9 protein-coding genes are annotated in these 12,590 nt (G+C 51.2%); 2 read left to right on the forward strand and 7 right to left on the reverse strand.

Features of this window, described 5'->3' with window-relative positions:
• Positions 1 to 21: 21 nt before the first annotated feature.
• Entirely contained in the window at positions 22 to 243 is a 222-nt protein-coding gene (locus tag R3187_RS14660) for a hypothetical protein (protein ID WP_318967803.1), read from the reverse strand.
• 224 nt (positions 244 to 467) lie between these two features.
• Positions 468 to 680: a hypothetical protein gene (locus R3187_RS14665; RefSeq protein ID WP_318967804.1), complete on the reverse strand. Its 213-nt coding sequence runs from the start codon at positions 678 to 680 to the stop codon at positions 468 to 470.
• 190 nt (positions 681 to 870) lie between these two features.
• Between R3187_RS14665 and tadA the strand changes: the two genes are divergently transcribed.
• Positions 871 to 1,413, forward strand: a complete 543-nt coding sequence (gene tadA, locus R3187_RS14670) for a tRNA adenosine(34) deaminase TadA (protein ID WP_318967805.1) — start codon at positions 871 to 873, stop codon at positions 1,411 to 1,413.
• A 239-nt stretch (positions 1,414 to 1,652) separates the two neighbouring features.
• Here the strand turns inward: tadA and mltF are convergent, their stop codons facing one another.
• Positions 1,653 to 3,104 carry a membrane-bound lytic murein transglycosylase MltF gene (gene mltF, locus R3187_RS14675; protein WP_318967806.1) on the reverse strand — a complete coding sequence of 484 codons (1,452 nt, stop codon included), beginning with the start codon at positions 3,102 to 3,104 and terminating at the stop codon, positions 1,653 to 1,655.
• A gap of 150 nt (positions 3,105 to 3,254) precedes the next feature.
• Between mltF and purL the strand changes: the two genes are divergently transcribed.
• A complete protein-coding gene (gene purL, locus R3187_RS14680) occupies positions 3,255 to 7,148 on the forward strand; it encodes a phosphoribosylformylglycinamidine synthase (RefSeq protein ID WP_318967807.1) in 3,894 nt (1,297 codons plus the stop codon).
• An 86-nt stretch (positions 7,149 to 7,234) separates the two neighbouring features.
• On the opposite strand, the gene R3187_RS14685 is transcribed toward purL, so the two are convergent.
• The 4 genes from R3187_RS14685 to R3187_RS14700 all read right to left on the reverse strand — a co-directional run bounded on the left by R3187_RS14685 (position 7,235) and on the right by R3187_RS14700 (position 12,491).
• Positions 7,235 to 7,933, reverse strand: a complete 699-nt coding sequence (locus R3187_RS14685) for an OmpW/AlkL family protein (RefSeq protein ID WP_318967808.1) — start codon at positions 7,931 to 7,933, stop codon at positions 7,235 to 7,237.
• Between the two features lie 150 nt (positions 7,934 to 8,083).
• On the reverse strand, positions 8,084 to 9,001 hold the full coding sequence (locus R3187_RS14690) for a histone deacetylase family protein (RefSeq protein ID WP_318967809.1): 918 nt from the start codon (positions 8,999 to 9,001) through the stop codon (positions 8,084 to 8,086).
• Positions 9,001 to 10,848, reverse strand: coding sequence for a GNAT family N-acetyltransferase (locus R3187_RS14695; protein ID WP_318967810.1), 1,848 nt, complete (start codon positions 10,846 to 10,848; stop codon positions 9,001 to 9,003). The genes R3187_RS14690 and R3187_RS14695 overlap by 1 nt, the downstream gene beginning before the upstream one ends.
• A 137-nt stretch (positions 10,849 to 10,985) precedes the next feature.
• On the reverse strand, positions 10,986 to 12,491 hold the full coding sequence (locus R3187_RS14700) for a DUF3300 domain-containing protein (RefSeq protein WP_318967811.1): 1,506 nt from the start codon (positions 12,489 to 12,491) through the stop codon (positions 10,986 to 10,988).
• Positions 12,492 to 12,590 lie beyond the last annotated feature (99 nt).

Raw genomic sequence — 12,590 nt, forward strand, 5'->3', positions numbered from 1 at the left:
CGTTAGTTGGCTTAGTGGTTGTTAATACTGGCGCTGTTTACGATTATCCCGCACCAGCCACCAGACCAGCCAGACAAATAACAATAACGGTGCCAGGGTTACGACTGCAGTAATACCAATGGCAAATACTGCGGCGACCACTCCAAGCAGAATACCAAATACTGAACCGATAATCGCCAGAATGGTTGGCAGACAGTAAATACCCAGTACTACAGCAATAATAATAACAATAGTTTTGTTCATCAGCTTTTTTCCTTTTTGACGTTATAGCAAAAAGTATCAAGAGCTATGCCATGTTTTTATTTTCATATTAAACAATAGCTTAGAGTTTAACTGTGTTGAGGTGTTCTGGCGATTTAAAGCTGTGATAGTGGTTTTAACTAAATAATGGTGAAACTTGTATGGCGTTAAAGCAAAAAAAAAGCTGCCAGTAATACAGGCAGCTTTTAATAACAACGAAGGTCTGATTACAGTTTATTGATTTGATCTTTCAGCTGATACGACTTGTCCGTAACGATACTTTCCAGGGTACTTACCCGCTCTTTCAGCCGCTGTAATTCAGATTGCAGGGCGTCCAGTTCGCCTTTACCGGCATTGCCCTTAGTTTTCATATAAATTTCGTAGCCTGCGTAAACAAAGCCACCGACAATGGCGAGAGCGGCTATTTCAAATGGTCCCATGAGATTCTCCCTTTTTTAATTAGTGTCTGATCAACAGCAAGGCTGATGCCATTGTTTTAATTGTTAGTTTAATCAATGCTTTGCATTTTTACTGTTGCTATGACTTTAGCATAAATATCGAAAGATTAGTCAATATCACCAGATAGTAGTGGTAAACTTGGTCAAGGTGTTTAAAAAATTGTAAGAGTTTATGACCGATCAACAGTGGATGGCCAGGGCGCTGCAATTAGCGGTGAAAGCAGAAGAGACTGGCGAAGTACCGGTTGGCGCAGTAATTGTAAAAGCGGGCAAGCTGATTGCTGAGGGCTATAACCAGATGATTAGCTTAAACGACCCTTCTGCTCATGCTGAAATGCAGGCAGTAAGACAGGCTGGTCAGCATTTACAGAATTACCGGCTAACGGATTGCACCCTGTATGTAACGCTGGAACCCTGCAGTATGTGTGCTGGCATGCTGGTGCACAGCAGGCTGGCCCGGCTGGTATTTGGTGCCAGCGACTATAAAACAGGGGCTGCCGGCTCGGTGATGAATCTGGTTCAGCATCCGCAGTTAAACCATCAGCTTGAAGTAACCGGTGGGGTAATGGCAGCACAATGTGCTGCCAGTTTGTCAGCTTTTTTTAAGCGGCGGCGGCAGGAAAAAAAGGCCGCAAAACAGCCTGCTGTTAAGGCTGCTTCTGGCAACGCTACTGGGGGTTCGGGTGTTCCTGAAGCCCCGGATGATCCTGCATAATCGTCTGATAGTTACGCCGTCTGCGGTGTAATTTCAATAAATCAGTATTCCGTTTTACCCGGCGCCGGCTGGAGCTTATGGCAAAGGCACTGAGTTTACGGCGTTTTAATGCCGGTTTTTTTCGTTTGAGCATAATTTACCTGAATCTTTTCTGACATTGCCAATGCAACGTTGCTATGCGCTTACTATAGAGCCAGGCCGGCCTGACAACAAGGGGCCTGCAGGCGAAACCGCAGAAATTAGTGCTCAATATCATCTGGCGATTGCAGCTCTGAGGAAGGGACGGTTGTTTCCGGTAGCAATTGTTCTGTCAGTCGCAACCGTTGTTGTTCCAGCCGCTGCTCGGCCTGTTGCTTTTCATCGGTCCATACTAGGGTATCGTAATAGCGGCGGATGTTTTCAACATAGGTTACCGCTTCATCGCCTCTGGCATAGCCATAACGGGTATGCTGATACACCGCTTTTTGCCGCAGCAATGGCAGACGCTGTTTTACCTCCAGCCATTTGTCCGGATCGGCACCTTGCTGCTGAGTCAGGATCCGGGCATCTTCGACATGGCCCCAACCGACATTATAGGATGCCAGCGCAAACCACAGCCGGTCAGGCATTGCTATGCGCTCCGGGATCCGGCTGACTAAGCGATGTAAATAACGGCTGCCGCCCCTGATACTTTGTTCAGGGTCGAGCCGGCTGCTTACCCCCATTTGCTGGGCAGTGGGTAACGTCAGCATCATCAAACCCCGCACGCCGGTCGGGCTGCGGGCTTTCGGGTCCCAGTGTGATTCCTGATACGATAATGCCGCCAGCAATCGCCAGTCCAGCTCGCCGGCATATTGAACAAACAGCTGCCGGTACGCGGGCAGAGTCTGACTGATGGCATCGATATATTGCAGGGTATCGACATAGTCAAACTGACTGACATGACCAAAATAGCGATCTTCCAGGGTGATTAACTCACCGGTCTGATAAATATTGCCAAAAAACTCGATCAGCACACTTAACAGCGAATCGTCGTTATTATTCGCCAGCAACCAGGCCACAGGCTGATTGTCGCTGACGGTAAAGCCAATGCTTAAATTAGGATAAAACCGGCGGTTAATCGCCAGCTGATTTGAGTCGGTCAGGGTGTAGGGGATTTTACCGTCGACCACCAGTTGTAAAACATCGTCGGCATCAAGATCTTTTTGCTCAAGCCAGCTAAGGTTAGGATAATCCTGACTTAACCTGTCGAGGGTCTGGGCATGGCTGCTATCCTGGATCACCACTATCGGCTGGGTAATATCATCGAGTGAGCGCGGCCAGTCATCACCCTGGCGAAATACCAGTAATTCACTGATCCAGCGATAAGCCGGTGCCGCCCGGTAACGACTAAGCCTTTGTGGCGTCAACGTTAAGCCACCGGCAATAAAATCGACCTGACCGGTATCGAGTTTTTGCAGCAATTCATCCAGGTGGTAGCTTGGAAATAATTCCAGCTCGACATCTAAGCGGTGGGCCAGTGTGTGTGCCAGCTCATATTCAAAGCCAGCAGGGCCATCTACCCCGATAAAATAGCTGGTTGGGCCATGCAGCAAGCCAACCCGCAGGCTGTTTCGCTGATAAATAGTATCAAGCTGCGAATTTTGCTCTGCTACCGGCGCACAAGCGCTAAGCAGGCAAACGGCCAGCCATAAAAGCACTCTGAGTTGCATGCAAAACCTGAAATTTACTACCCTGACCACAGTTATATCAAACTTAAGCGAAGCAGTCAGTTTTTTCACATACCACTTAGCGCCAATTTTCTTTATAATAGCGCGCTTAAATCAGCTTCCATCGACGCTCAACCAACGGAAACCTAGCCTATGTTGATCCTGCGTGGTGCACCTGCACTGTCCGAATTCCGAATTGCCAAGTTACTTGACCAATGTGCTGAGCGCACCTTGCCGGTAATCACCATTTACGCCGAGTATATCCATTTTGCTGATAACAGCGCTGCGCTGAGCAGTGATGAGCAAAGCACCCTGGATAAACTGCTGACCTATGGCCCGGCGATTGCCAGCCATGAGCCTGTTGGCCAGCTGTTACTGGTGACCCCGCGCCCTGGTACTATTTCGCCGTGGTCGTCCAAAGCCAGCGATATTGCCCATAACTGCGGCCTGACCAAAATTAAGCGTTTAGAGCGGGGTATTGCTTATTATATTGAAAGCAGCCGGGCTTTAAGCGCCAGCGAAGTGGCTGCGGTCAGTGGTTTATTGCATGACCGGATGATGGAAGTGGTTTTTACTGAGTTAAATCAGGCCGAGGCATTATTCCAGCATGCTGCGCCAGCTGAATTAAGCTCAGTTGATATTATCAACGGCGGCCGTCAGGCGCTCTCCAACGCCAATATGTCGATGGGTCTGGCACTGGCCGATGATGAAATTGACTATCTGGTCGAAAATTTCCAGCAGCTGGGCCGTAACCCGAACGATATCGAACTCTATATGTTTGCCCAGGCCAACTCTGAGCATTGCCGGCATAAGATTTTTAATGCCGACTGGACTATCGATGGCGTAGTGCAGCCCAAATCGCTGTTCAAAATGATTAAAAACACTTACGAGCAGACGCCGGATTATGTGTTATCTGCTTATAAAGATAACGCCGCGGTAATGACAGGCTCGGCAGCCGGCCGCTTTTTCCCGGTGCCGGGCACTGGCGAATATAACTACCACCATGAAGATATTCATATTCTGATGAAGGTGGAAACCCATAACCACCCGACGGCGATTTCACCTTATCCTGGTGCCGCTACTGGCTCTGGTGGTGAAATTCGCGATGAAGGCGCAACCGGTATCGGTTCCAAACCCAAAGCCGGCCTGGTTGGTTTTTCGGTATCTAATTTGCGTATTCCTGGCTTTGAACAACCGTGGGAAAGCGACTTTGGCAAACCGGAGCGGATTGTCAGCGCGCTGGATATTATGCTGGAAGGCCCGTTGGGTGGCGCAGCATTTAACAATGAATTTGGCCGACCAGCCATTAACGGCTATTTCCGGACCTATGAAGAAAAAGTCAGCAGCCATAATGGCGAGGAAATCCGCGGCTACCATAAACCCATTATGATTGCCGGTGGCCTGGGTAATATCCGCGCCGATCACGTACAAAAAGGCGAGTTACCGCCCGGTGCCAAACTGGTGGTATTAGGTGGCCCGGCTATGAATATTGGTCTGGGTGGTGGTGCCGCTTCGTCGATGGCATCGGGCCAGTCAGCCGAAGATCTTGATTTTGCCTCAGTACAGCGGGAAAACCCGGAAATTGAACGGCGTTGCCAGGAAGTGATTGACCGCTGCTGGCAGCTGGGTAGTGATAACCCGATTTGCTTTATTCACGATGTCGGCGCCGGTGGTTTATCCAATGCCTTCCCTGAGCTGGTGAACGATGGCGGCGTCGGCGGTAAGTTTGAGCTGCGCAATGTGCCAAACGATGAACCGGGCATGTCACCGCTGCAAATCTGGTGTAATGAGTCGCAGGAACGCTATGTAATGGCCATTCCGCCGGAAAAAATGGCGGTATTTGAGCAGATTTGTCAGCGCGAGCGCGCGCCTTATGCGGTGGTAGGTGAAGCGACCAGTGAGCAACACCTGACCTTAACCGACAAGCATTTTGGTAATACCCCGATTGATTTACCCCTGAGCGTCTTACTGGGTAAGGCGCCGAAAATGCACCGTGATGTGCAAAGTACCAACGCCGTTGGTACGCCGCTGAACCGTGACGGTATTACCGTTGCCGATGCCGCTGAGCGCTTGTTACGCCTGCCGGCAATAGCCGAGAAAACCTTTCTGGTAACCATTGGCGATCGCACCGTTACCGGTCTGGTGGCACGCGATCAAATGGTGGGCCCGTGGCAGGTACCGGTAGCCAACTGTGGTATTACTGCCGCCAGCTACGATACCTATCATGGTGAAGCGATGGCGATGGGCGAGCGCACACCGGTGGCGCTGCTGGACTTTGCTGCATCAGCCAGGCTGGCGGTAGCCGAAGCGATTACCAATATCGCCTGTAGTGATATTGGTGACTTGAAACGGATTAAATTATCAGCCAACTGGATGTCTGCTGCCGGTCACCCGGGTGAAGATGCCGGTTTATATGCTGCAGTTAAAGCAATTGGCGAAGAGTTATGCCCGGCGCTTGAAGTTACCATCCCGGTCGGTAAAGACTCGATGTCGATGAAAACCAAATGGCAGCAAAATGGCAGCGAGCAGGCGGTTACCTCGCCAATGTCACTGGTGATCACTGCCTTTGGCCGGGTAGAAGATATCCGCAAAACGGTCACCCCGCAGCTTCGCACTGACAAAGGCGCCAGCAGCCTGCTGCTGATTGATTTAGGTCAGGGCGCTAACCGGCTGGGCGCGTCCTGTTTAACCCAGGTATATAAGCAGCTGGGTGATACCCCTGCTGATTTAGACAGCCCCGATTTATTACTTAATTTTTTTGCTGCGGTGCAGCAACTGCTGCGTGAGCAGAAACTGCTGGCCTACCATGACCGGTCTGATGGTGGCCTATTTGTTACCCTGGCCGAGATGGCCTTTGCCGGTAAAGCAGGCTTCAGCGCCGATATCGCCACCCTCGGTGACGACGATTTAGCGGTGCTGTTCAACGAGGAGCCGGGCGCGGTTATTCAGGTAGCGGACAGTGAGCTGGCCTATGTCCGGCAGGTACTGGCTGAGCATAATCTGGCTGACTGCAGTCATACTCTGGGCCCGGTAAGCGCCAGTGATAAGCTGACGTTCAGCCGCGCTGATAAAGAGGTATTCAGTGACAGCCGCACCCGCTTACGCTGTATCTGGGCCGAAACCACTTATCAGATGCAGGCACTGCGTGATAACCCGGCCGGAGCCCTGCAGGAGTTCACCAGTAAAGCCGATGACACCGATCCTGGCCTGAATGTAAAACTCAGCTTTGATCAGAATGACGATATTGCAGCGCCTTATATTGTTAAAGGCGTCGCGCCCAAAGTGGCTATTTTACGCGAGCAGGGGGTTAACTCTCATCTGGAGATGGCCGCAGCCTTTAACCGCGCCGGTTTCAGTGCAGTAGATGTGCATATGAGCGACATTCTTGCCGGCCGGGTAAAACTCAGCGACTTTAACGGTTTAGCGGCCTGTGGCGGCTTCTCTTATGGTGACGTACTGGGTGCCGGTGAAGGCTGGGCAAAGTCAGTGTTGTTTAATGACATTGCCCGGGCGCAGTTTGCTGCATTTTTTGAGCGGCCAACGACCTTCTCGCTGGGGGTCTGCAATGGTTGTCAGATGATGTCGAATTTGAAAACCCTGATCCCGGGGGCTGAATTGTGGCCGCATTTTGTCCGCAATAAGTCAGAGCGGTTTGAAGCGCGTTTCAGCCTGGTCGAAATTCAGCAAAGTCCGTCGCTGTTCTTCAGCGGCATGGCCGGCTCGCGGATGCCAATTGCGGTTTCTCATGGTGAGGGCCATGCCGAATTTGCCAGCAATGAAGCCCTGGCGAAAGCTAACCACAGTGGCACCGTGGCCATGCGCTTTGTTGATAACTTCGCTAAGGTTACTGAGCAGTATCCGGCTAACCCCAATGGCTCGCCGGCAGGTATTACTGCGCTAACCACCACCGATGGCCGGGTCAGTATTATGATGCCGCACCCGGAGCGGGTGTTCCGCACCGTTGCCAACTCCTGGCATCCGGATGACTGGCAGGAAGACAGCCCGTGGATGCGGATGTTCCGTAACGCCCGGGTCTGGCTGGGGTAAAAGCTCTTTTACATCAACGAAAAACCCTGCATTTGCAGGGTTTTTTAATCACTTAAATCTGACTTTTAATAACCAAGTTAGATGGATTATAAGCTCCAGCGCAGGCCAATCATTGTCACATAAGGGTCAATATTAATATTAACGCTTTGCACGGTAGTGCCGTTTACCTGCACCCGGCCAGTGGTGTCGATATCCATTTTGCTGACCATCATGTGCACACCCAGGGTGTCGCTGAGTTTAATATTCACCCCGGCTTGAAAGGCTAAGCCCAAAGAGTTTTTGGCTTTTAATGTTACGCTGTCGGTCGCACTGGTCACGCCGAGCGCCTGCAGGGTGTCTGATAACTGAGTATCAATCTGCTCATCAAAGAAAATCGTATAGTTCAGGCCGACCCCGACAAAGGGGTCGAACGTCTGATGCTCTGGCATAAAGTGATACTGTGCCAGTAACGTTGGTGGCAGATGTTTGGTTTTACCTACTTTCAGACCGTCGATGGCGGAACCTTTCACCTTGATGTCATGACTGAACGGTGTGGCAGCAATTAACTGGACGGCCCAGTGTGGTTTAACCCGGTAATCAAATGTCAGGCCAAGCTGGGTATTGCTGTCTACTGCCAGCGCTGTTGAGCCATTTGGCAGGCCGGCGACTTGTTCAATTACATTTAAGCTTGAACTGCTGTCATCCGGCGCAACATTAATGGCGCCGATATTGACAGCAAAATCAGCAAAGGCCGGGGCGGCGGCTAGTACAGAGATCAGGGGAATAGCGATTAAAACGGTTTTCATATTATGCTCCACAGTTTAGTTCTGTGGTTATTGTGCGCCCTGGCTAAAACAGAATATTGGCCTGGATCAATAAAAAAATCAGCAGGCTCTCCTGGCAGTGGTTTACTTTGTTCTGCATCAATAAAACGGTAGCTAAGCGCCTGGTTCTGCTTACATCAAGCCTTTTAAAAAAGCCACTACACTGCGGCCCAGCGCACTGAGGGCATAACCGCCCTCTAACATAGCGACAATCCGGCCCTGGCAATGTTTGCTGGCCAGCGTTTTCAGCTCTGTTGCCAGCCAGTGATAATCGTCTTCGCGCAGCATAAAATGCGCCATCTCATCTTCAGCATGGCCATCAAAGCCAGCAGAGACCAGAATAAGTTCAGGGGCAAAAGCATCCAGAGCCGGTAGCCACTCGCTGCTGACCGCTGAGCGCCATTGACTGGCTTTGCAGCCGCCCGGCAGCGGCAGATTAATAATATGATCTGACACGGTATCGGCGCCGGTATGCGGATACAACGGATATTCGAATGATGAACAGAATAATACCCGCGGTTCGTTGTTAAAAATATCTTCGGTGCCGTTGCCATGATGCACATCAAAATCAACAATCGCTATTCGCTGCAGCTGATACTTATCCAGCGCATATTCAGCGGCAACAGCAATATTATTAAAAAAACAAAAGCCCATTGCCTGGTCGTGGGTGGCATGGTGTCCGGGCGGACGAATGGCGCAAAATGCCTGTTTATCGCTGGCCTGCATTACCTCATCTACGGCGTTAATGCCACTACCGGCAGCATACAAGGCCGCCGGCAGGGTTTTATTCATCATTTGGGTATCCGGATCCAGCCAGATATTGCCGTCTGTCGGCGCTTTGGCATATAACTCACTGACATAAAGGGTACTGTGGGCCCGGCATAAATCAGCTTTACTGGCAGCAGTGGCATCTTTTTGCTGCAGAATATAATCGAGCCCTGAGCGGATTAACTGATCATTTATGGCATCTAAGCGGGCCGGACACTCCGGGTGGTCATCCCCGGCATTGTGCTGGCGACAAATTGCATGGCTGAATAGGGTAATGGCCATTAACCGGCTCCTTTTGCTGCGATAGCAGCTAAATCAAGTTCGAGAAACACTTCGGCTGGATCGTCATAGCTTTTGCGTTTAAAGCCGGCTTTGGTAAAAACACTGAGCATCGGTTTATTTTCAGCCCGGACATAGGCCAGCATTTTGCTCAGTTTGCGGCTGCCAGCAATGTCAATCATCTGCTGCAGCAGCCGTTTTGCCATGCCTTTACCCTGGTGCTTTTCCCGGGTAACAAACGCTACTTCGCAGCTGTTATCAGCAGCAATCAGGTAATAGCGGCCAACAGCCTGAATTTCGACCACAGAACCTTTTTGCTTGACGATACACAATGCTAGGTCGGTGGTTTGATCGACACTGACCAGGGTACAGGATTTCTCCCGGCTCATCTGGGTAGGTACCGTGTTATAACGCATTTGTAAGGTTTCTTTGGTATGAGAGTAGAAAAACTCCTGCAAGCGGCGCTCGTCAGACGGATTTAGCGGCCTTAAATCAAAGCTTTCGCCGTCTATTTGTAATTCCTTAAAGCCGACAGCCCCGAGCTCGGCTACCTCTACCGGGGTTTGCAACTGATAATGTGGTACCCAGTAGAATTTTCGTACCTCGGCCAGCAGCTGGCTGCGAAACTTCGGGTGGGCTACTCTGATAAGTTCCAGCGCCCGCTCGCGAACACTTTTGCCGCGCAATGAGGCCACGCCAAACTCGGTTACCACATAGTGAACATGACCACGGCTGGTGACCACGCCTGCACCTTGCCGGATATGCGGCACTATCCTTGAAATAGTGCCATTTTTTGCCGTAGAGGGCAGGGCGATAACCGGCTTACCGCCGTTACTCATTGACGCTCCGCGGCTGAAGTCAACCTGACCACCAATGCCGCTGTAAAAATGGTGCCCAATTGAATCTGATACCACCTGGCCGGTCAGATCAACTTCAATCGCACTGTTTATCGCGACCATTTTATCGTTGCGGGCAATATTAGCCGGTGAATTGACGTACTCGCTGGGGTAAAAGCCAATGTGCGGGTTCTGATCAACAAACTGATATAACGCCTTGCTGCCAATGCAGAAACTGACCACGCTTTTGCCCGGGTGAAAGGTTTTGCGGCGGTTATTAATCACACCCTTTTTAATCAGCTCCAGCACACCGTCGGTGATCATTTCGCTGTGCAGGCCTAAATCTTTATGATTGCTTAAGTAGCGGGTAACTGCCGCACAAATACGGCCAACCCCCAACTGGATAGTTGCGCCGTCTTCTACCAGCAGCGACACATACTGACCAATCCGCTCAGTCCGGGCATCAAGCTGTGGCATCTGCGCTTCAGGCAGCGGCTGATCGGCATAATAGAAGGTGTCTATATCATCGCGGTGAATAAAAGACTGGCCATAGGTAATCGGCATCTGCGGGTTAACCTGGGCAATGACTTTTTTAGCCGCTTTGGCGGCGGCCGCAACCACGTCGACAGAGACACCAAGTGAATGATAGCCATGTTCATCTGCCGGGCTTACCATAATTAAAGCCGCGTCTAATGGCAGTACGCCATCGGTAAATAAAGCCGGGATATCTGTCATAAAACAGGGGGTATAGTCGGCCCGGCCTTCTGCAACAGCCTGGCGGATTTTTTCACCGCCAATAAAAAACGTATTAACTTTAAATAAATGCTGATATTGCGGCTCAGCCCATTTATTGTCAGCCAGGGTAACCAGCTGGACAATTTCAATATCGTGCAGACTGCTGGCGTGATTAATCAGATCGTCAATTAACGCAGTGGGTACGGCAGCGTGCGAACCGATAAAAATGCGGTTACCTGATTTAAGCAGTTGTTGCCAGTTTAACGGTGCGGTGGCCATATCTGCATTGCCTGGACGTTAAAAGATAACAATACTGTAAAGCACGGTTTGATGAAGTACCAGCCCCCACTTTAGTCGCAAAAAAAAGCCAGGGTGTGGTGGCCCTGGCTGTTATCTCTGATAGTTGCGGCTGCAGCTTACTGAATACTGCGTGCCTCACGGTTATTTCGTACTTCGCGGCTGACGCTCGGTGTTGCCGGCCGCTGTGTTTGCTGGGCGGGGCGTTGCGGCTGCACCTGACGTTGCGGCTGCACCTGACGCTGTGGCTGCACCTGACGTTGTGGTTGCACCTGACGCTGTGGCTGCACCTGACGTTGTGGTTGCACCTGACGCTGTGGCTGCACCTGACGTTGCGGCTGCACCTGACGTTGCGGTTGCACCTGACGTTGCGGTTGCACTGGTGTTATCCGCTGTTCCGGCCTTGCTTGTGGCTGGCGAAACTGTTGTTGTCGTTCGGCACTTTTTGTCACGCTGGTTTCCATTGGCCGGGTTACCGTGGTTCTGATCTGCTGCTGGCCCGCCTGGTGCTCACGGCTATTAAGATGTGGCCGCTGAGTTCGTTCCATTTGTTCAATCCGCTCTGTTCGTTCGGACCGCTCAGCCCGCAACTGGCTATTCAGCTGGCGGCTGGTCGTTGCAACCGGCCCCTGACGTAAATTGACCTGTTCAGCGGTACGACGCTGCATCACATTAGCTTGCCGCTGTTCCCGGCTTTGTTCCGTGGCATTGGGCCTGTTACGGTATTGCTGCTCGCGGCGCTTACCTGTTTCAGCCCGGTACTCTTTGGTAACCTGACGGGCATAGCCGAAATTATGCTGACGGTTTAACACTTCATGCCGGTAATGCACGCCGCGTCTGTGGTAGCTGTCGTGCTGCCAGCGCCGGGCGTCGGTATAGTGCTTATTCCGGCGTGGGTAATACTGCGGCGGTTTATGATAATAATGATGATTAACTACGATATGGCGATGATGCCAATCGAAAATACTAAAGTAAAACGATGGCCGTACCGTAAAGCTCGGGCCCCAGTAAAAATGACTGCTGGCATGAAAACCGCGGGGAGCGTGCCAGTATACCGGCGGATAAGCAGACCACCACCAGTTGCCGTAAACGACCCGGGTATCATAATACGGTACGTAAATCACTTCCGGCCGGCGTGGTTCAATAACAATCACTTCGCGCTCGCGTTGCACCGTAACGTGCTTCATCTTGTCCAGCGAACCCTGTTGATAGGCGCGTTCCCGCAATTGCTGGATACTGGCCAGCACGGCAGCCTCATCGGTTAAAAACATTTCACCGAGTTGCTGAGTCCAGCTTAAATCATCACTTAGCCGTTTTAGCAAATCAGGGAAGGCCACCAGCGCTTTAACACTGGGTTCCCAATCCTCGCTGGCCACAGCCTGCACTGCATCATCACCGCTTAAGTCTGGATTGCGTGCTGACCAGCGGGCGGCCTGAACCACTTCCAATGGATAGGTTGAAGCTATCAGCACATGAGTCAGTACGGTATCCGGATACAAGGCTACCGGCGCCAGGATCTGGTCCAGTTCTGCCTGCGACATGGTATCACTGGCTTTGGCGTTAACGCTAAAGATCAGCAGCACACTCAGTAACAGGGCTTTTAGGCTTACACTGGTGCTATACATAGTGGTTTCCTCCACAGTGGGCGGTATTGTCGCCAACAGCATTGACGACATTTTACACAAAGTATAGGTGTTATAGGCCGCTGAGACTTAATACTAACT

It is taken from the genome of Arsukibacterium sp., from assembly GCF_033721375.1.
Classification (GTDB): Bacteria; Pseudomonadota; Gammaproteobacteria; order Enterobacterales; family Alteromonadaceae; genus Alishewanella.

Coding starts and splice junctions, on each gene's coding strand:
- R3187_RS14660 (WP_318967803.1), bottom strand. CDS start 243: ATGAACAAAACTATTGTTATTATTATTGCTGTAGTACTGGGTATTTAC.
- R3187_RS14665 (WP_318967804.1), bottom strand. CDS start 680: ATGGGACCATTTGAAATAGCCGCTCTCGCCATTGTCGGTGGCTTTGTT.
- tadA (WP_318967805.1), top strand. CDS start 871: ATGACCGATCAACAGTGGATGGCCAGGGCGCTGCAATTAGCGGTGAAA.
- mltF (WP_318967806.1), bottom strand. CDS start 3,104: ATGCAACTCAGAGTGCTTTTATGGCTGGCCGTTTGCCTGCTTAGCGCT.
- purL (WP_318967807.1), top strand. CDS start 3,255: ATGTTGATCCTGCGTGGTGCACCTGCACTGTCCGAATTCCGAATTGCC.
- R3187_RS14685 (WP_318967808.1), bottom strand. CDS start 7,933: ATGAAAACCGTTTTAATCGCTATTCCCCTGATCTCTGTACTAGCCGCC.
- R3187_RS14690 (WP_318967809.1), bottom strand. CDS start 9,001: ATGGCCATTACCCTATTCAGCCATGCAATTTGTCGCCAGCACAATGCC.
- R3187_RS14695 (WP_318967810.1), bottom strand. CDS start 10,848: ATGGCCACCGCACCGTTAAACTGGCAACAACTGCTTAAATCAGGTAAC.
- R3187_RS14700 (WP_318967811.1), bottom strand. CDS start 12,491: ATGTATAGCACCAGTGTAAGCCTAAAAGCCCTGTTACTGAGTGTGCTG.